Source organism: Bradyrhizobium sp. USDA 4474 (genome assembly GCF_054057515.1).
This window is the reverse complement of the sequence record NZ_JBSRZJ010000002.1, coordinates 1,937,581-1,956,132: the sequence shown is the minus strand read 5'-3', so window position 1 is coordinate 1,956,132 and position 18,552 is coordinate 1,937,581. Positions and strand designations below refer to the sequence as shown.

The following is an 18,552-nucleotide window of genomic DNA, read 5'->3' as shown; positions in this document are numbered from 1 at the left end:
AGGACGCCATGAAAAAGCTGATCAACAGCGCCGATACGGTGCTCGAAGAGAGTCTTGACGGGTTGGCGGCAGCCCATGCCGATATCCTGCTGCTCGGTGCCGACAGGAAGTTCGTGCGCCGCCGCAATCTGAAGCCGGGCAAGGTCGCGCTGATCTCGGGCGGGGGCTCCGGCCATGAACCGCTGCATGCGGGCTTCGTCGGCCAGGGCATGCTCGACGCGGCCTGTCCGGGCCAGGTCTTCACCTCGCCGACGCCGGATCAGATGATCGAGGCCGCCGAGGCCGTCGACACCGGTGCGGGCGTGCTATTCATCGTCAAGAATTACGAAGGCGATGTGATGAACTTCACCATGGCCGCCGAGATGGCCGGCCGCGAGGTCGCGAGCGTGGTGACCAATGACGACGTCGCGGTCGAGAAATCGACCTACACGACGGGCCGTCGCGGTGTGGCGGGCACGCTGATCGTGGAAAAGATGGTCGGCGCCGCGGCCGAAAAGGGCCTGCCGCTCGCCGCGCTCAAGACGCTCGGCGATGACGTCAACAGGCGCACCCGCTCGATGGGCGTGGCGCTGCTGCCATGCACCGTTCCGGCGGCGGGCCGGCCGAACTTCACGCTGGCCGACGACGAAATGGAAATGGGCGTCGGTATTCATGGCGAGCCGGGGCGCCGCAGGGTGCCGCTGGCATCCGCCGATGACATCGCGGCCGAGATGCTCAATGCGATCCTGGGGGATCTCGCACCGAGCAAGGGCAGCGAAGTCCTGCTTCTGGTCAACGGGTTCGGCGCAACGCCGCTGATCGAGCTGTATCTGATGGCCAACAGCGCCAAGCGCATTCTGGACGGGGCGGCGATCACGGCGACGCGATTCCTGACCGGGTCTTACGTGACCTCTCTCGACATGGCCGGAGCATCGATCACCGTCTCCGTGCTCGACGGCGCGTCAAAGGAATTGTGGGACGCCCCGGTGCATACCGCGGCGCTGCGCTGGGGCATCTAGTCGATTCGGCTCAGGTGCGGATCACAAAGCCCTTGGCGAGGTGATTGCGCACGAAATAGATCATCGCTACCCCCGGAACGAGCGCGAGCACGGTCATCGCCATGACGAGGCCGACATCGGTCCGGAAGCCGAACAGCGCGTTGATGGCCATGGTGATCGGCTTGCCGCCTGTTGTCGTCAGGATGCGGGCCAGCACCACCTCAACCCAGGAAAAGATGAAGCAGAAGAACGCGGCCACGCCGATGCCCGGCGCAATGGCGGGAATGAGATGGCGGAAGAAGAAGCTCGGGAGCGAGTGGCCGTCAAGGAACGCCGTCTCGTCGAACTCGCGCGGCACTGCGGCGATAAAACCCTCCAGGATCCAAATCGAGATCGGAATGTTGAAGACGCAATGAACCAGCGCGATGCCGACGGGTGTATTCGCCAGCCCGATCTGCGCGAACAGCACGAAGATCGGCAGCGAGAGCACGACGGTCGGCGTGATGCGGAACACCAGCAGCAGGAAGAACAGCTGGCGATCGCCGGCGAACCCGTAGCGCGCGAATGCGTAGGCGGCCGGCAGGCCGACGCCGAGGCAGAGCGCGACATTCAGCACGACATAGATGATGGAGTTGAGAATCGATTCCTTCAGGACCGGTGACTGGAAGATGTTCTGGTAGTTGACGAGGCTGAAATGTCCGTCCGCGATCCCGGCGCGCGGCAACGTCGAGACGAAGCTTGTGATGATCGTCTGCGCCAGCGGCACCAGCACGAAGGCGGCTATCACGGCGAAGAGGGTGATCCGCCCGATCGATGACTTCACTTGGCCGGCTCCATGGCGTCGGGCGCCCGCGTGCTTGTTGCCGCCTTGAACGTCCACGCGACCGTCAGGACGATCAGGAAGTAGACGATGGAGCGGGCTGCGGACGGTCCATAGTTGAAGGACTGGATTTCCTCGCCGAGGTCGAGGCTGAGGAATGCGGTGGCGCTGTCGGGTCCGCCGGCATTGATGCGGAAGGCCTCGATATAGATCATGAAACTGTCCATGAAGCGAAGCAGCACCGCCATCGACAGCACGGTCTTCATCTTCGGCAGTTGGATGTAGCGAAACACCTGCCATTGCGACGCGGAATCGATCGCTGCGGCCTGATAGTGGGCGGGCGGAATGCTGGAGATCCCGGCATAGGCCAGCACGACCACGAGCCCGAGCCAATGCCAGGTGTCCATCACGACAAGTACGATCCAGGTGTGAAGGGCATTGAACTTGTAGTCGAACCCGATACCCATCCAGGCCAGCATCCGCCCGGCGAGGCCGGCATTGGGATTGATGAAGTTGAGCCAGATCACCGGGATCATGTTCCAGGGCACCACCAGCGGCACGGTGATCAGGACGAGAACCGCGCTGACGATGAATTGGCGGGATCGCTGCAGCAACAGCGCGATCCAGATGCCGAGCGGCAGCTGGATCGACAGCACGATGGCCGAGAACAGAAGGCTTCGCCCCAGGCTGGCGTAGAACCGTTCAGAAGTCACGATGTTCCTGTACCAGTCGACACCCACCCAATAGGGGTTGTTCAGGCTGAATAAGTCCTGGAAGGAGTAATTGGTGACGGCGACCAGGGGGAGGATTCCGACGAAGGTCACAATGACCAGCGCGGGAAGCACCAGGAACCAGGCTCTGTTGTCGTAAGGCTTCATGTCGGGCGATTGCAACGGGGGCACGTCCGGGCACGAAAAAGGCCTCGATCGAGACCGAGGCCCTTTCAGCATTCCGGATCGAACCTGAACTAGCCCGCCACACGGGCCGCGGGCAAGTCCGGAAGATGGCACCGCAGCTCCGCGCGTCGGTCATTGCTGGTTGCGACAGTGAAGGCGTCGCACGACGTAGCGGTCGCAATCGGCGCAAACTTCACCGCCGGATGTCTATGGTGACGCAGGTACAGGAACTGTTGCGCCAGATCAAAGCTTGAATCGGCGGGCCGGCGTCGTCGCCGATGGCTGGCCTGCGCGGCCCCGCTTTCCAGCCCCAAAAAACCCGGGTGAGGCCGCGCTTCATGACAGGAGACGCAATTGTCCGAGCCGAATGAGCAAGAGATCAGAGAGCGGGCGCACCAATTGTGGGAGCGCGCCGGCAAGCCCGAGGGCCGTGAGGACGAGTTTTGGCACGCGGCCGAGCAGGAGCTGCGCAACGAAGACAGATCGAACACCTTAAGGACGCCGGATACGCTGTGACCAAGCTATGCCCCTTCTGCCGCGGTCTGGGATGGGTCTGTGAAAACCATCCGCTGCGGGTCTGGAGTGAAGAGGCGGGCGGATGCCGTTGCGGCGCAGGCATGCCCTGCACGTGCAACACGGCGGAAGACCCCGAGATCAGGGCCGTGATCGTCGAAGCGGATACGATCTGGCATTGAGTGCATCAGCGCTTCGATGGACGCACGCACGAGCAAAAAAGAGCCGCCGGGTTCCTCACCGCGACGGCTCCGCAAGTCCGCAGCTGTTGATCGCCTCCCCAGCCTGGTGCGTACCGCCGTTACCTTGTTTGCGGCCATGCTCAGCCGTTCTAGGCAATGGCGCTCGATTCGGCTGTGACCCAAACCACACACGCTGGAGTCATGTCGCGCGCGAGATGTTGCGGCCTATTTCTGGCCGGATCCGGACATGCCGGCATGTGGGGCGGCACTTCCCTGCGTCGAGCCGGCTACGGCGCCGCCCGGCGATGCGGGCGTGGATTTCGCCGGCGCGCTCGATCCGCCGCCATTGTTGTCAGCCGGCGGGTTCGGGCTCGAACTCGGACCACGCGAAGGCTTTCTGCAACTTCGAACGCCAGCAGAACAGTGTGCTGTTGCACCTTGCTCCGTCATTGCGAGGAGCTCTCTTGCGACGAAGCAATCCAGCACCTCTTTTCGCTTCCTTAGCAATGGAGGTGTGGAGGCCTTTTTTGCCCTGAAGGGCCTGCAACTCGCGGGACGCCGCCATGCGTACGGTTCCAGACATCGGTAATGCGTTGCCCTGCGCGTGCGGCTCTCATTATATTGGCCCGATGCTGACGACCGGAGCCGCCTGTACGGCGCTCCGCGATGAGGGCCACGCGATGGACGATACGATTGGCTTCCCCGATTCCGGCCTCGATTTGTCGGATGGATTCAAGCCGCACACCTCGCATTGGGGCGTTTTTTCCGCGCGCAACAGCGCTGCCGGGCTGGAGGTGAGGGCGTATGGCGGCGATCCCGATCCGAACGGTATCATCGACAATTTTCGCGGCGCGCTGCGCCACCAGGCGCGCGTCGCCCAACCGGCGATCCGCCGTGGCTGGCTCGAGCGCGGGCCTGGTCCCGACGACCGCCGCGGCCGCGATGAATTCGTTTCCGTCAGCTGGGAGAAGGCGCTTGACCTGCTCGGCGACGAGCTGGCGCGCGTCCGCGATACGCGCGGCCCGGGCGCCGTGTTCGGCGGCTCCTACGGCTGGGCCAGCGCCGGCCGCTTCCATCACGCCCAGAGCCAGGTGCACCGCTTTCTCAACATCGCGATGGGCGGCTATGTCCGCTCGGTGAATTCCTATTCCTCCGGTGCGTCCTCGGTGCTGCTGCCGCAGATCATGGCGGGCTACGAGGACATCACCAAGCGCAACGTCACGTGGCAGCAGATCGCCGACGAGACCGAGATCGTGCTCGCCTTCGGCGGCATGGCGCTGAAGAACTCGATGGTGGCCGGAGGCTCCATCAGCAAACATGTCGAGCGCGGCGCCATGGCGACGGCGCGGGCGCGCGGCTGCGAGTTCATCCTGATGAGTCCGCTGCGCGAGGATTTGCCGGTCGAGGCCGGCGCGGAATGGATGACCTGCATCCCAGGCACCGACACCGCGCTGATGCTCGGCATGGTCCACACGCTGGTTGCCGAAGGTCTGCACGATCAGGCCTTCCTCGACCGCTACACCGAGGGCTGGCCGGTGTTCTTGCGCTACCTCACCGGTGCGAGCGACGGGCAGGCCAAGGATGCCGCGTGGGCGGCCGCGATCTGCGGCGTCGACGCAAATGCGATCCGCATGCTGGCGCGGCGCCTTGCCGGCAAGCGCGCGCTGATCACCGTCTCGCATTCGCTGCAGCGTGCCGAACATGGCGAGCAGCCGGTCTGGATGGGCATGGTGCTGGCGGCAGCGCTGGGCCAAATCGGTCTTCCCGGCGGCGGATATGCCTATTCGCTCGGCGCGATCGGCTATTACGGCCGTCGCGTCAACGACGTGCCGGGGCCAACGCTGGGGCAGGGCCGCAACGGTATCCGCGATTTCATTCCGGTGGCGCGCATCGCCGATATGCTGCTCAACCCCGGCAGCACCTATCGTTACAACGGCGAGACGCGCACCTATCCGGACATTCGCCTGGTCTACTGGGCCGGCGGCAATCCGTTCCATCATCACCAGGACATCAACCGCCTGCGCAAGGCCTTCGCCAAGGTCGATACGCTGGTCGTGCACGAACTCGCCTGGACCGCCACCGCGCGTCACGCCGATATCGTGCTGCCCTCGACCATGACGCTCGAGCGCGAGGACATCGGCTATTCCAGCAACGATCCGCTGATGGTCGCGATGCATCGCATCGCCGAGCCGTTCGGGCTCGCGCGCGACGATTACGAGATCTTTGCCGATCTCGCCGATCGGCTAGGCGCCCGCGAGCCGTTCACGGAAGGGCGTAGCTCGCGGCAATGGCTGGAGCATCTTTACGAGCCGACGCGCGCCTCGCTCGCCAAGCGCGGCTTGGAGGCCCCGAGCTTCGAGGAATTCTGGCAGCGCGGGAGCCTGGTGGTGCCGCAACAGCCCGACGATGGCGGTCGCTTGCGCAGTTTTCGCGAAGACCCCGCCGCGCATCCCCTGCCGACGCCGAGCGGACGCATCGAGATTTACTCCGCGAAGATTGCCGGCCACGGCGATGCGGATTGTCCGGGCCATCCGGTCTGGCTCGAGAAAAGCGACATGCCGAAACCCGGCGCGCCATGCTTCCTGGTCGCCAACCAGCCGGTGACGCGCTTGCACAGCCAGCTCGATTTCGGCGGACATTCGCTCGGCGCCAAGCATCGTGGCCGCGAGGTCGCGCGCATGAATCCGCGCGATGCCGATACGCGCGGCATCGTGGACGGCGATGTCATCCGCCTGTTCAACGAACGCGGCGCGTGCCTGGCCGCGGTGCATGTCACCGAGGACATCGCGGCCGGTGTGGTGCAGCTGCCGACCGGCGCCTGGTATGATCCGATGGACCCGGAAGACGAGGCGCCGCTCTGCGTCCACGGCAATCCGAACGTGCTGACGCGCGACGTCGGCACCTCGTCCTTTGCGCAAGGCTGCACCGGCCAGCTCACCACGATCGAGGTGGAGAAGTTCACCGGCAATCTGCCGCCGATCCGCGCGTTCGATCCGGTGTAGCGGGTCGGACGCCTCAACGCGCGTTCGCCGTCGCAACTGCTGCCTCCACCGCATTCTCCAGGATCTCGTCGGACAGCGGCTTGTCGTTGACGGCGCGAGCCAATTGCAGCGCACCGACCATGGTCGCATAGATCGTGATGGCCTTGCGCCGCCGCTGTTCCGGCGAGCCCTGCCTGATCTGCTCCGCCATCAGCACGATGATGTCGGCGACCTTTCCGGTGAAGGCATCACGCGTTGCCTTCGGATGCCGTGCGATCTCGGCGGCCAGCGCCGCGGTCGGGCAGCCCGTGCCGGCGCGGTCGCGGTGCCGCGTCGAAAGATACTCGCGGATCGTGGTCTCGAGCGCCACGCCGTTCTCCAGATTGTCCCTGTGCCGCTCCTCACGCCGGGTGAGCGCGTCGATCAGCACCTCCCGCACCAGCTCCTCCTTCGAGGCGAAGTGCGAGTAGAAGGCGCCATTGGTAAGGCCCGCCTCCGCCATGATGCCGGCGAGGCCGACCGCGGCAATGCCACTCTCGCGAAACTGCGTTGAGGCGACATCGAGGATGTGCCGGCGGGTCTCGTCCTTGTGTCCCTTGTCGTAGCGCATGGGCCTCGATCCCCTCCCATGGTCAGCCTCGACGGCGGCCACGGGATCGTGAGCGATTTGCTATTGCATTACGATCATAATAATACATTATGGGCATAATGCAATGGTCGTCGGATCGGCGGCGGCCCCGGAAGCCAAACAAGGAATATGGCAATGTCAGTCGAAGACGCCGCCCCGCCCTTGTCCGCGCTGGAGGCCCCGGCGCGCCAGCTGGCCGCGCCTCGCCCGGCGGCCGCGACTGCCGATCAGCGTCGCACCGCGCTACTGACCGCGCCCATCCTTCCGACGTTGCTCAAGTTGGCGCTGCCGACGGTGACGGTCCTGGTGGCGCAGACCGCGGTCAATATCGCGGAGGCCTATTATGTCGGCTATCTCGGCACCGATGCGCTGGCCGGCGCCGCGATGGTGTTCCCGATCTTCATGCTGATGACGATGATGTCGAATGGCGGATTCGGCTCCGGCGTCGCCTCGTCGGTGGCGCGTGCGGTCGGCGCCGGCCGCCGCGACGATGCCGACGCCGCTTTGTTCCACGCCATCGTGCTCGCGATCATCGCGGGCGCGCTGTTCACGCTGGGGGCTAACCTCGGGGGCCCGGCGCTCTTTCGCCTGCTCGGCGGCCGCGACGGCGCGCTCGACGCCGCCATTGCCTATTCCGACAATCTCTTCGCCGGAGCCATTCCGGCGTGGATCGTCAATCTCCAGGCGGCGGCGTTGCGCGGCTCGGGCAACGTCAAGGTGCCTGCGCTGGTCACCCTGATCGGCGCGATCGTGACGATTCCCGTCTCGCCGCTGCTGATCTTCGGTTTCGGGCCCATTCCAAGCCTCGGCATTGCCGGCGCCGGCCTCGCCTTCGGCCTCTATTATGGCGCGGCGATGCTGTTCCTGCTGCGCTACATGTCCTCGGGTGCATCCGGCTTGCGGCTGCACATCGTGCCCTTGCGCGCAAAAATTTTCGGCGACATGCTCAAGGTCGGTATCCCGACCGCGTTCAACGCCGTATTGACCAATCTCACCGTCATCCTCGTCACCGGTGCGGTCGGCCTGTTCGGCACCTCGGCACTCGCCGGCTACGGCATCGCCTCGCGGCTCGACTACATCATGATCCCGCTGCTGTTCGGCATCAGCACGGCGACGCTGACCATGGTCGGCGTCAACATGGGCGCAGGCCAGACCGCGCGGGCCCAAAGGATCGGCTGGATCAGCGGCGCCGCCGGCATGATCATGACGGGGTCCATCGGCCTCCTGGTCGCGATTTTTCCAACGGCGTGGCTGCATCTCTTTAGCGGCGACGCCGACGTCGTCAACGAGGGCATGACGTACTTGCGCATCGTGGCACCGGCCTATGCGGCGCTGGGCTTTGGCTTCGTCACCTCGTTCGCCGCGCAGGGTGCGGGTCGGGCGATGGGCCCGCTCGCGTCCGGGGTCGCGCGCATCCTGATCGCGGCCGGCGGCGGCTGGATTGCGGTCGCGTATTTCGGCGCAGGAATGACAGGGCTTGCCGCCATGGTCACGGTGTCGCTCGCGGCTTCCGCCGTGATCTGCGTGCTGATCATGGTTTCGCCGTCGACATGGCGCGCCGAGCCGCGCGCCTAGCAGGGCTTGCGGACGGTCTGCACCTGCCGCAATCTGCGTTCGTTTCCTGTTTGGCGGCGAACGGAGAAGCGTTGCCCGTCCTGGCCGGTCAATATGGATTTTCATTTCATTGATTTCGCCCGGCGGAGAAGCGAATACGGTTCCGCTCAGTCTTTTGAGTCATGGAGACCAGGATGTCGTTTCGTTCCGCCCTGATCATCGCAACCGCGCTTGCCGCATGGTCGGCAGCAAGCTCCGCCGAGACCATCAAGATCGGCGTGACGCCCGGGCCGCATGCGCAGATCTTCGAGGCGGTGAAGCCGATCGCGGCCCAGCAGGGCCTCGACATCCAGCTCATCGAATTCTCCGACTATGTGGTGCCGAACGCCGCGCTCGATGCCGGCGACATCCAGGCCAATTCGTTCCAGAACCAGCCCTATCTCGACAACCAGAAGGCTGATCGCGGCTACAAGATCGAGTCGGTCGGCCTCACCGTGAACTTCCCGATCGGCGTCTATTCGAAGAAGCACAAGGCCTTCGCCGATATTCCCGACGGCGGCAAGATCTCGATCCCCAACGATCCGACCAATGGCGGCCGCGTGCTGCTGTTGCTGCGCGACAACGGCGTGATCAAGCTGAAGGACGGGGTGGGCTTCAAGCCGACGGTGCTCGATATCATCGAGAATCCCAGGAAGCTGAAGTTCATCGAGGTCGACGCGGCCCAGGCCCCGCGCGCGCTCGACGACGTCGACGCGGCCGCGATCAACACCAATTATGCAACCCAGGCGGGCCTCGATCCGGTCAAGGACCCGATCCTGCGCGAGGACCCCAAGGGTCCCTATGTCAACCTGATCGCGGTGCGCAGCGCCGACAAGGACAAGCCTTGGGTCAAGATCCTGGTTGACAGCTACCATACGCCCGAGGTGAAGGAGTTCGTCCTCGCCAAGTTCAAGGGCGCCGTGCTGCCGAGCTGGTAGGCAGTTCTGCCCAGCGGGGGTCCGGCGCGGAGGCGCCGTCGCGGCGGGCAGCCCTGCGCATTGCCCGCTTGTCTTACGCCTCAGCAACCGACATCATCGAGGACCATCCTCGCCCGACAGGGGTCGTATGAAACGTTTTGCAAACTTGAAACGCCTGGGATTTTTCACGCGGCTTCTCGATGAAGCCCCCCCGGCGGAACGCTATCGCTTCGCTGCCGAGCAGATCGTCCGCGCCGAGAAGGCCGGCCTCGATTCCGCGTGGATCGCGCAGCACCATTTTCACGAGCGGGAGGGCGGACTGCCGTCGCCTTTCACTTTCCTCGGCTATGTCGCAGCCCAAACCTCGCGCATCCGCCTGGGCACCGGCATCGTCACCTTGCCGCTGGAGAGCGCGGTGCGGGTGGCGGAGGACGCCGCGGTGCTGGATCTGCTCTGCAACGGGCGGTTCGAGCTCGGCGTCGGAACCGGCGGCAATCCGTCGGCCTTTGCCGCGTTCGGCCTCGACGGCACCGAGCGCAACGAGATATTTGCGCGCAATCTGGAGGTCGTCCGCAGGGCGCTGACCGGCAAGCAGCTCGACGGCGGCGACACGCTCTATCCGCAGCGGCCGCAACTGGACAAGCGCATCTGGCAGGCGACATTCTCGGTGGCGGGCGGCGCGCGCGCCGGCAAGGCCGGCGACGGCCTGCTGCTGTCGCGCACCCAGCCGCGGGCCAAGGACGCGCCGACGGCCACGCTCGCCGAGATCCAGAACCCGATCATCGACGCCTATCTCGCCGCGCTGCCAAGGGGCGCCGAGCCGCGCATCATGGCCTCGCGCAGCGTGTTCGTCGCCGATGAGCATCGCGAGGCGATGCGGCTTGCGGATATCGGCCTGCGGCGCGCATTGCCGCAGTTCATGAAGAGCGGCCACCTTGCTCCCGGCGAGACGCTGGAGGAGATGATCACAGCGTTCGACACCCATGTCGGCGGCGCCGACGAGGTCATTGCCTCGCTGCGCACGGATGCGACGCTGGAGCGGGTGACTGATCTGGTGTTCCAGGTCCATTCGGTCGATGCGCCGCATCCCTACGTCCTGCGCTCGATCGAGCTGGTCGCAGAAAAGGTCGCGCCGGCATTGGGCTGGGCCCGCACCGCGCCCGACGTGGCGCTGGCTGGCTAGCAGGATTGAGGGAATTGCACGAGGCTGAATGATGGTGACGACTGATATCATCGACAAACTGGCCGGCATCCAACCGGGATCGGCGCTGGACGCCATCCGCGCCAAGCGCCTGCAAGCGCGCGAGAACGCGCAGAAGAGCTATCTCTCGCTGTTCGAGCCGATCGATGCCGGCGACTTTTCGCTGCTCGAACGCGCGGCGGTCGCAGCTTTCGTGGCCGGGCTGCATGGCGAATCTCCCGTTGCGACCTTCTATCGCGACAAGCTTGCGACGAGCACGGGGGGAGCGGCCCTGCTCGATGCCGTTGACGCCGAGATCGCGCGGGGCAAGACGTCGGGTCCCTATGGCTCGTATCCGGCCGGCCCGCTGTCGGTCGAGAACACGGCTGGTCTGATTTATCGCGTGAGCGCGGCGGGCAAGTCCGTTCTCGGCAACAGGCTCACCGCGGCGCTCGAGCACGCGCACCTGCTGGTGTTTCGGCCGCGCGACGCGGCCTCTACTGACATGAAGGCGCTGTTGGCCGCCGGCTGGTCGAACACCGGCATCGTCACCTTCTCGCAACTCGTCGCGTTCCTGTCGTTCCAGGTGCGGGTCGTCAGCGGCCTGCGCACGCTCGCGGCCGCGAACGCATAAGGGGAGGCTGCATCATGAGCGCCACCGTCCATCCGCCCGTCGTCTTCACCCAGGATGAGCTCGGTTGGGTCTCCTGGATCGAGCCGCTGCCCGAGGCAGATCTCACCGAGCGGCATTATGCTGGCCTGGTCGATCGCGCCCGCGCCAAGTCGGAATATTTCCGCCTGCTGGTGCGGGACCCCGAGGTGCTGGAAGCCCGTACCAAGACCGACAAGGACATTTTCTACAACGTCGCGGACGGCCTGCCGCGCGCCGAGCGCGAGCTCGCAGCGGCTGCGACCTCGCGCTACAACGGCTGCATCTATTGCGCCTCGGTGCATGCGCGCTTCGCCAGCACCTATTCCAAGCGCCGCGATGACGTTCAGAAGCTGCTCGACGAAGGCGTCAATGCCGATCTCGGCGGGCGCTGGAACGCCGTGGTCAAGGCTTCGGTGGCGCTGGCGTCGACGCCGATCGCCTTCGGCCCCGACAATATCGCGGAGCTGCGCAGCGTCGGCCTCGACGACGCCGAGATCGTCGACGTCATCAACGGCGCCTCGTTCTTCAACTGGGCCAACCGGCTGATGCTGTCGCTCGGCGAGCCTTCGAAGTAATCTGTTTCAACACCTGAGTGGATGGAGCCGTGCATGAGCAACATCAATCGTCGAACCCTGGTCAAGGGCTCGCTCGCCGCCGCAGTCGCAGGAACAGCGCTCTCGCGCGCTGCCTTCGCCGACAGCACCGATCCCATCCTGCTCGGCGTCAGCGGTCCTCTCACGGGGCCGAACGCGCAATATGGCACGCAATGGAAGCAGGGCTTCGATCTCGCGCTCGACGAGATCCAGGCCGCCGGCGGCATCAACGGCCGCAAGCTCGCCTATCAGTTCGAGGACAGCCAAAGCGATCCGCGCCAGTCGGTGGCGATCGCCCAGAAATTCGTGTCCGATCCCAAGATCGTCATGGAGCTCGGCGACTTCTCCAGCCCCGCTTCGATGGCGGCCTCGCCGATCTATCAGCGCGGCGGTCTCGTGCAGTTCGGCTTCACCAATTCGCATCCTGACTTCACCAAGGGCGGCGATTTCATGTGGAGCACGTCGGTCAGCCAGGCCGACGAGCAGCCGCTGTTGGCGCGCTATGCGGTGAAGAAGCTGGGGCTGAAGAGACTTGCGGTGCTGCATCTCAACACCGATTGGGGCCGCACCAGCCGCGACTATTTCAACAACGCCGCCAAGGAATATGGCGCGGAGATCGTCATCACCGAGGGCTATATCGCCGAGGAGCGCGACTTCCGCTCCACGCTGGTGCGCGTGCGCGATGCCAACCCGGATGGTCTGATCCTGATCTCCTATTATTCCGATGGTGCCCTGATCGCGCGCCAGGCCCGGCAGGTCGGGCTGAAGCAGGTGATCTGCGCCGCAAGTTCGGTCTACTCGCCGAAATTTTTGGAGCTGGGCGGCGAAGCTGTCGAGGACGTCCATGTCGGCACGCGCTACTTCCCGGAGGACCCCCGGCCCGAGGTGCAGAAATTCATCGCCGGCTTCAAGAAGAAGTACAACGGGCTCGAGCCGGATGCCTTCAACGCCTACGCGTATGACGCCATGAACATGGCAGCCGCCGTGGTGAGGATCGGCGGCACCGACCGCAAGGCGATCCGCGATGCCTTCGCCAAGGTCAAGGACGTCCCCAGCGTGATCTTCGGCAGCGCGACGTTCAACGTCGCGACCCGTCGCATCAACGGCGCGATGAATGCCGAGCTCGTCGTGCGCAAGGGTCAGTTCGCCCTTTGGGACGGCAAGCCGACCTGACATGATGGCCGGGGCGCCGGCCTCGGCCTTTCTCCCTTCATTAGGAACCCTGCGTGTCTTCCTGGCTCGACTACACCATCAACGGGCTGATCGTCGGTAACGTCTACGCCCTCGTTGCGGTCGGGCTCGCGCTGATCTTCGGCGTCAGCCGGCTGATCAACTTCGCCCAGGGCTCGATCTATCTCGTCGGCGCCTATATCGGCTGGGTCGCGGTGGTGCAGCTGCACACCCCACTGCCGCTCACCATCATCTTCGTCGCGCTCGTGGCGGCGCTGGTCGGGCTGATCATCGAGCGGTTTGGTCTACGCCCGCTGCAGAACTCGGTCCGGATCGCGCCGCTGCTGGCGACGATCGGCATCAGCTTCGTGCTCGACCAGCTGGTCATGCTGACCTTCTCGCCCAATCCGCGCGCGTTGCCGAGCCAGTTGCCGGATGTCCGCTTCCAGGTCGGCGGCGGCACCATCGGCCCCCTTGATCTCCTGATCGCGGGCGTCGGCATCTCCAGCGCGCTGCTGCTGTTCGTGTTCCTGCGCCATACCAAGCTCGGCTGGGCGGTGCGTGCGGCCTCGCAGGACCGCGACGCGGCGATGCAGATGGGCGTCGACGTCAACCGCGTCAACCAGACGGTGTTCGGCATTGCGGCTGCGCTCGGCGGCGTCTCGGGCCTCTTGGTCGGCATGTACTACAACCAGATCGACACCGCGATGAGCCTGCAGGCGACGCTGAAGGGCGTCGTCGCCGAGGTCGTTGGCGGCGCCGGCAACGTGCCGGGCGCGGTGGTCGGAAGCCTGTTGCTGGGACTGGTCGAGAGCTACGGCGTCGCCGTGTTCGGTACCAGTTACCGAAACCTGTTCGCCTTCTTGCTGCTCGTCCTCGTTCTCGTGCTGCGCCCGAACGGCCTGTTCGCCAGCGCGCGACAGGCGCCGCCGGAGCCGCTGACCGGCACCTTCATCGCGCCGAGCCGGCCGGTGCGAATTCCGCGCTGGGGCGTGGCTGTCGCGGTCGCCTTGTTCGCGAGCCTGCCACTGCTGCCGGTGTCCTTCTACGTGCTGCAGACGCTGATCAATGCCTGGCTGCTCGGCATGCTCGCGCTGAGCCTCACGCTCGTCGCCGGCACGATCGGGCAGGTCTCGCTTGGCCACGCCGCGCTGCTTGCGATCGGCGCCTATACGTCTGCGCTGCTGTCGCTGACCTTGAACGTTCCCGTCGGTCTCGCCATCATCGCCGGCGGCCTGATGAGTGCCGCGCTCGGCACGCTGCTGATCTCGCCCTCGTTCCGCCTGCGCGGGCACTACGTCTCGATCGCGACGCTCGCCATCGGCGAGATCGTGTCTCTGGTGATCCTGAACTGGGAGAGCGTCACGCGCGGGCCCATCGGCATTTCCGGTATCCCGCCGCTGTCGCTGTTCGGCTACGATCTGATCAGCCCGGCCTCGGTATATTGGTTCGCCTTTGCGGTGATGGTCGTGCTGGCGCTGCTCCAGGCGCGCCTGCTCGGCTCGCATCTCGGCCGCAGCTTTCGCGCCATCCGCGATGACGACATTGCCGCGCGCGCCTATGGGATCAGCCTGAATCGCTACAAATCGCTGGCCTTCATCTTCGGCGGGTTTGCCGCGGGCGTCAGCGGTGGCATCGCCGCGCATCTCTATTCCTACATCAACCATGAGACCTTCAACACGCAGCAATCGATCCTCGCGCTGACCGTCGTGATCCTCGGCGGCCTCGGCAATGTCGTCGGCGCCATCGTCGGCGCGGTGGCGCTGGTCGGCCTGCCCGAGATCTTCCGGATCGCGGCCGAGTACCGCATCCTGATCTACGGCATCGTCCTCTTGCTGCTCGTGCGGTTCAGGCCGCAGGGCCTGTTGGGGACGATCTGATGGCGGAGGCGACCGAACCACTGTTGTCCCTGCGCGAGCTCACGCGCCGCTTCGGCGGCCTGACGGCGGTCGACAATATCGATCTCGATCTCGCCAAGGGCGGGCTCGTCAGCATCATCGGCCCGAACGGTGCCGGCAAGACGACGCTGTTCAATCTCGTCACCGGGCTCGACCGGCCGGATGCAGGCACTGTCAACTTTGAAGGACAGGACATCACGGGTCTCTCGCCCGAACGGCTCGCCGCGCGGGGCATCGCGCGCACGTTCCAGCTCGGCCGTGTCTTCGGCAATCTCAGCGTCATGGACAATGTCCTGATCGGCGCCCATACGCGCTTGCGTGCGGTGAAGCCCGCGGTGCCTGTCATCGGACCGCTGCTCGAGTTGGGACTGGCGCTGCTGCGGCCAGCCGGCGTCAAGGCAGAGGAAGAGCGGCTACGCGAAGAGGTCAAAGCCATTCTCGCGCGCTTCGGCGAGCGGCTGCTGCCGCGGATCGATCAGCCCGCCTACAGCCTCTCCTACGCCAACCGCCGCCGCGTCGAGATTGCGCGCGCGCTGGCGCTGAAGCCGCGCCTGTTGCTGTTGGACGAGCCGACCGCCGGCATGAACCCGAGCGAGACCGCGGAGATGCAGGCGCTTGTCGCCGAATTGAAAGCGGAAGGGCTGACCATTCTCCTGATCGAGCACAAGCTGGAGATGGTGATGCGCCTGTCCGACCGCGTCATCGTCATGGACGAGGGCCGGAAGATCGCGGAAGGGCCGGGCGAACAGGTGCGTAATGATCCCAAGGTGATCGAAGCCTATCTCGGCCACGGCCTGTCAGGCGGGGCAGAGCAGGAGAGCGCGGCATGACGACGAGCGCACCCGAACCTCTGCTGGTGTTGTCCAACGTCAACACGTTCTATGGCCAGGCGCAGGTGCATTTCGACCTGTCGATCACGGTCGGCCGCGGCCACATCGTGTGCCTGCTCGGCGGCAATGCCAGCGGCAAGTCGACGACGATGAAGATCATTCTGGGCCTGGTGAAGCCGCGCTCGGGCGAGGTGACGTTCGACGGCGCCTCGCTGATCGGGCTGACCACGCCGCAGATCGTCCGCCGCGGCATCGCCTCGGTGCCGGAGGCGCGGCGGCTGTTCGCGGACATGAGCGTGCGCGAAAACATCCTGATGGGCGCTTTCGTGCGCAACGACCGCGATGCGGTGGCGCGGGATCTCGACAGGATGCTGACGCTGTTTCCAAGGCTCGGCCAGCGGCTGTCGCAGCGCGCGGGCTCCTTGTCCGGCGGCGAGCAGCAGATGGTCGCGATGGCGCGGGCACTGATGAGCCGTCCCAGCCTGATCGTGATGGACGAACCGACCATGGGCCTGTCGCCGCTCTATGTCGACCGCGTGCTCGAGCTGATCCGCACCATCAACCAGGAGGGCGTCTCGGTCTTCATGGTCGAGCAGAACGCCAGCCTCGCGCTCGAGATCGCCCACGAGGCCTATGTGCTCCAGACCGGCAAGATCGTGCTCTCGGGCGCAGCGCGGGCGCTGAAGGACGATCCCCGCGTGCGCGATGCCTATCTCGGCGGCTCCGAGGCGGCGTAAAGGGCACTGCTGCCCACATCGCCATGGCCGGGCATAGCCGTCCGAAGGACGGCGTCGCTTCCGCTCGCCTAGGTCCCGGCCACCCACGCCTGTGTTTGCTGCGCCAACGGCGTGGATGCCCGGGACAAGCCCGGGCATGACGGCCTCCCGCAAATCCGCATATGCGGTGATCGCGTGGCAGCCGGGGCTGGTCAGTGTGATAAATTTCTGAAAAGATCATACCATTGGCGGAATGAAGGCGTGCGGCGGGAATACGTGTCGTGACGAGATGGTCTGTGTCTGTGCGGGCGGCCGAGCCCAGAATGGTGCTGCTGTTCGGCGGGCTTGTCGTGGTCAACATCGCCGCATGGGCCTGGGCTTTTGCGGCGTTCGGCGACCGGCCAGCGGTGATGGCGACCGCGCTGCTCGCCTGGGTGTTCGGGCTGCGCCACGCCGTCGACGCCGACCACATCGCGGCGATCGACAATGTCGTGCGCAAGCTGATGCAATCAGGCGATGCGCCGCGCAGCGTCGGCCTCTATTTCGCGCTCGGCCATTCCACTGTCGTGGTGGTTGCAACCATGCTGCTCGCGCTCGGCGTCGTCGGCCTTGGCGGCGACAGCCTGCTGAAGGATATCGGCAGCCTGATCGGCACCTCGGTGTCGGCGCTGTTTTTGCTGGTGATCGCCGCCATCAACCTCGCGATCTTCGCCGGCCTGTGGCGGACGTTTCGCACGGCGCGGGAGCAGGGCGTTCATGACGCTGCGGGGTTGGAGGCGCTGCTCGCCCATCGCGGCCTTCTCGCACGGCTGCTCGGGCCGATGTTCCGCCTGGTGACGAAACCCTGGCACATGTTTCCGCTCGGCCTCTTGTTCGGGCTCGGTTTCGACACCGCGACGGAGATCGGCCTGCTCAGCATCTCCGCTACCGAAGCCGCGCGCGGCGCATCTCTTGCCGATATCCTGGTCTTCCCCGCGCTGTTCACATCAGGCATGGCGTTGATCGATACGGCCGACTCCGCACTGATGGTCAGCGCCTATCGCTGGGCCTTCGTCGATCCCATGCGCAAGCTCTGGTACAACCTCACCATAACAGGCGCCTCCGTGGCGGTCGCGCTGCTCATCGGCGGCATCGAGGCGCTTGGCCTGATCGCCGATCGGCTGGGTCTCTCGGGTGGCGTGTGGGCGCTGGTCAATGGCCTCAACGAATCGCTCGCGAACGTCGGCTTCGCTGTGATCGCGCTGTTCGGAATCGCCTGGCTCGTGTCGAGCGTGCTCTACCGCCGCATGTTTGCGGATGCGCGAGGCGCCGATGGTCTCGATGCGACCGAGGCGGCCTGAGCGCCGCGTCGTTCTCGCGGCGCTCCCGGCTGTCGTTCTTGTCACCTATGCCGGCAAGGCCTTCCCGCAGAGCGAGTTACCGCCGATTGAGGTGATCGGCGGCGAGGCGCCGCATCGAAAGAAGCCGTCGCCTTCGCGACGCACGATGAGGCCGGCTGCGGCGCCGCGCCCTGTCGTCATGCAGCCGCCACCAGCGGCGGTTGGCGTTGCCTCCGGCCCAACGGGCGCGCCGAGCATGGCGAGCGAACTCACAATCTCCGGCGAGGAGCTCAACGCGCGCGCATTTGCGCGTCCGGGTGAGGCGCTCGAAGCCGTGCCGGGGCTGATCGCCACCCAGCATTCCGGCGAAGGCAAAGCCAACCAGTATTTTCTGCGCGGCTATAATCTCGATCATGGCACCGATCTCGCCATCACCGTCGACGGCGTCCCCGTCAACATGCGTACCCACGCGCATGGCCAGGGCTATGCCGATCTGAACTGGCTGATCCCGGAAACCATCGGCGCGATGGACGTGCGCAAGGGGCCATACTTCGCTGACGAAGGCGATTTCGCCTCGGTCGGCAGCATCCATATCGGCCTGATCGACCGGACCGAAAGGGGCCTTGCGCAGTTGACGGTCGGCAGCTTTGGCTATCGCCGCCTGCTCGGCAATGGCGTGATGGACTA

The 18,552-nt window shown here is 65.4% G+C and carries 16 protein-coding genes and 1 pseudogene; 14 read left to right on the top strand and 3 right to left on the bottom strand.

Translation table 11 applies throughout. The features are described 5' to 3' along the window. Positions 1-8: 8 nt before the first annotated feature. The gene (dhaK, locus tag ACVW16_RS11045) at positions 9-998 is read left to right on the top strand and encodes a dihydroxyacetone kinase subunit DhaK (protein WP_456736139.1); all 990 of its coding nucleotides are present in this window, start codon (positions 9-11) and stop codon (positions 996-998) included. A gap of 10 nt (positions 999-1,008) precedes the next feature. On the opposite strand, the gene ACVW16_RS11040 is transcribed toward dhaK, so the two are convergent. Further along, a complete protein-coding gene (locus tag ACVW16_RS11040) occupies positions 1,009-1,800 on the bottom strand; it encodes a carbohydrate ABC transporter permease (protein WP_456736138.1) in 792 nt (263 codons plus the stop codon). Beyond that, on the bottom strand, positions 1,797-2,675 hold the full coding sequence (locus ACVW16_RS11035) for a carbohydrate ABC transporter permease (RefSeq protein WP_456738225.1): 879 nt from the start codon (positions 2,673-2,675) through the stop codon (positions 1,797-1,799). The genes ACVW16_RS11040 and ACVW16_RS11035 overlap by 4 nt, the downstream gene beginning before the upstream one ends. A 372-nt stretch (positions 2,676-3,047) precedes the next feature. On the opposite strand from ACVW16_RS11035, the gene ACVW16_RS11030 reads away from it, so the two are divergent. Both ACVW16_RS11030 and ACVW16_RS11025 read left to right on the top strand, forming a co-directional pair. Then, positions 3,048-3,209 (top strand): DUF2934 domain-containing protein, encoded by a 162-nt coding sequence (locus tag ACVW16_RS11030; protein ID WP_092239586.1) that lies wholly within the window; start codon positions 3,048-3,050, stop codon positions 3,207-3,209. A gap of 859 nt (positions 3,210-4,068) precedes the next feature. After that, positions 4,069-6,390: a molybdopterin guanine dinucleotide-containing S/N-oxide reductase gene (locus ACVW16_RS11025; protein WP_456736137.1), complete on the top strand. Its 2,322-nt coding sequence runs from the start codon at positions 4,069-4,071 to the stop codon at positions 6,388-6,390. 13 nt (positions 6,391-6,403) lie between these two features. On the opposite strand, the gene ACVW16_RS11020 is transcribed toward ACVW16_RS11025, so the two are convergent. Further along, positions 6,404-6,979, bottom strand: coding sequence for a TetR/AcrR family transcriptional regulator (locus tag ACVW16_RS11020; protein ID WP_456736136.1), 576 nt, complete (start codon positions 6,977-6,979; stop codon positions 6,404-6,406). A 153-nt stretch (positions 6,980-7,132) separates the two neighbouring features. On the opposite strand from ACVW16_RS11020, the gene ACVW16_RS11015 reads away from it, so the two are divergent. From ACVW16_RS11015 to ACVW16_RS10965, 11 genes and pseudogenes are all read left to right on the top strand, one after another. Next, positions 7,133-8,572: an MATE family efflux transporter gene (locus ACVW16_RS11015; protein ID WP_456699254.1), complete on the top strand. Its 1,440-nt coding sequence runs from the start codon at positions 7,133-7,135 to the stop codon at positions 8,570-8,572. A 161-nt stretch (positions 8,573-8,733) separates the two neighbouring features. Next, on the top strand, positions 8,734-9,528 hold the full coding sequence (locus tag ACVW16_RS11010; protein WP_456736135.1) for a MetQ/NlpA family ABC transporter substrate-binding protein: 795 nt from the start codon (positions 8,734-8,736) through the stop codon (positions 9,526-9,528). 127 nt (positions 9,529-9,655) lie between these two features. Then, positions 9,656-10,690 carry a putative FMN-dependent luciferase-like monooxygenase gene (locus ACVW16_RS11005; RefSeq protein WP_456736134.1) on the top strand — a complete coding sequence of 345 codons (1,035 nt, stop codon included), beginning with the start codon at positions 9,656-9,658 and terminating at the stop codon, positions 10,688-10,690. 31 nt (positions 10,691-10,721) lie between these two features. Continuing rightward, on the top strand, positions 10,722-11,321 hold the full coding sequence (locus tag ACVW16_RS11000; protein WP_456738224.1) for a CMD domain protein: 600 nt from the start codon (positions 10,722-10,724) through the stop codon (positions 11,319-11,321). Between the two features lie 14 nt (positions 11,322-11,335). After that, on the top strand, positions 11,336-11,914 hold the full coding sequence (locus ACVW16_RS10995; protein ID WP_456736133.1) for an alkylhydroperoxidase domain protein: 579 nt from the start codon (positions 11,336-11,338) through the stop codon (positions 11,912-11,914). A 33-nt stretch (positions 11,915-11,947) separates the two neighbouring features. Beyond that, the gene (locus ACVW16_RS10990; protein ID WP_456736132.1) at positions 11,948-13,105 is read left to right on the top strand and encodes an ABC transporter substrate-binding protein; all 1,158 of its coding nucleotides are present in this window, start codon (positions 11,948-11,950) and stop codon (positions 13,103-13,105) included. Positions 13,106-13,158: 53 nt separating this feature from the next. Beyond that, a complete protein-coding gene (locus ACVW16_RS10985; protein ID WP_456736131.1) occupies positions 13,159-14,982 on the top strand; it encodes an ABC transporter permease in 1,824 nt (607 codons plus the stop codon). Continuing rightward, complete coding sequence (locus tag ACVW16_RS10980; protein ID WP_456699247.1) at positions 14,982-15,830, top strand: ABC transporter ATP-binding protein; 849 nt, start codon at positions 14,982-14,984, stop codon at positions 15,828-15,830. Before ACVW16_RS10985 ends, ACVW16_RS10980 begins: the two co-directional genes overlap by 1 nt. Continuing rightward, positions 15,827-16,567, top strand: a complete 741-nt coding sequence (locus ACVW16_RS10975; RefSeq protein WP_456736130.1) for an ABC transporter ATP-binding protein — start codon at positions 15,827-15,829, stop codon at positions 16,565-16,567. Before ACVW16_RS10980 ends, ACVW16_RS10975 begins: the two co-directional genes overlap by 4 nt. A gap of 302 nt (positions 16,568-16,869) precedes the next feature. Then, positions 16,870-17,886 (top strand): HoxN/HupN/NixA family nickel/cobalt transporter, encoded by a 1,017-nt coding sequence (locus ACVW16_RS10970; protein WP_456738223.1) that lies wholly within the window; start codon positions 16,870-16,872, stop codon positions 17,884-17,886. Next, positions 17,867-18,535: pseudogene (locus ACVW16_RS10965) on the top strand (TonB-dependent receptor plug domain-containing protein); the annotation flags it as partial. The gene ACVW16_RS10970 and the pseudogene ACVW16_RS10965, both read left to right, overlap by 20 nt. Positions 18,536-18,552 lie beyond the last annotated feature (17 nt).

What these genes read in the sequence shown, in the direction of transcription:
- ACVW16_RS10990 (WP_456736132.1), top strand. Translation starts at nt 11,948, where the DNA reads ATGAGCAACATCAATCGTCGAACCCTGGTCAAGGGCTCGCTCGCCGCC.
- ACVW16_RS11000 (WP_456738224.1), top strand. Translation starts at nt 10,722, where the DNA reads ATGGTGACGACTGATATCATCGACAAACTGGCCGGCATCCAACCGGGA.
- ACVW16_RS11035 (WP_456738225.1), bottom strand. Translation starts at nt 2,675, where the DNA reads ATGAAGCCTTACGACAACAGAGCCTGGTTCCTGGTGCTTCCCGCGCTG.
- ACVW16_RS11010 (WP_456736135.1), top strand. Translation starts at nt 8,734, where the DNA reads ATGGAGACCAGGATGTCGTTTCGTTCCGCCCTGATCATCGCAACCGCG.
- ACVW16_RS10995 (WP_456736133.1), top strand. Translation starts at nt 11,336, where the DNA reads ATGAGCGCCACCGTCCATCCGCCCGTCGTCTTCACCCAGGATGAGCTC.
- ACVW16_RS10970 (WP_456738223.1), top strand. Translation starts at nt 16,870, where the DNA reads ATGGTGCTGCTGTTCGGCGGGCTTGTCGTGGTCAACATCGCCGCATGG.
- dhaK (WP_456736139.1), top strand. Translation starts at nt 9, where the DNA reads ATGAAAAAGCTGATCAACAGCGCCGATACGGTGCTCGAAGAGAGTCTT.
- ACVW16_RS11020 (WP_456736136.1), bottom strand. Translation starts at nt 6,979, where the DNA reads ATGCGCTACGACAAGGGACACAAGGACGAGACCCGCCGGCACATCCTC.
- ACVW16_RS10975 (WP_456736130.1), top strand. Translation starts at nt 15,827, where the DNA reads ATGACGACGAGCGCACCCGAACCTCTGCTGGTGTTGTCCAACGTCAAC.
- ACVW16_RS11005 (WP_456736134.1), top strand. Translation starts at nt 9,656, where the DNA reads ATGAAACGTTTTGCAAACTTGAAACGCCTGGGATTTTTCACGCGGCTT.
- ACVW16_RS11015 (WP_456699254.1), top strand. Translation starts at nt 7,133, where the DNA reads ATGTCAGTCGAAGACGCCGCCCCGCCCTTGTCCGCGCTGGAGGCCCCG.
- ACVW16_RS11025 (WP_456736137.1), top strand. Translation starts at nt 4,069, where the DNA reads ATGGACGATACGATTGGCTTCCCCGATTCCGGCCTCGATTTGTCGGAT.
- ACVW16_RS10980 (WP_456699247.1), top strand. Translation starts at nt 14,982, where the DNA reads ATGGCGGAGGCGACCGAACCACTGTTGTCCCTGCGCGAGCTCACGCGC.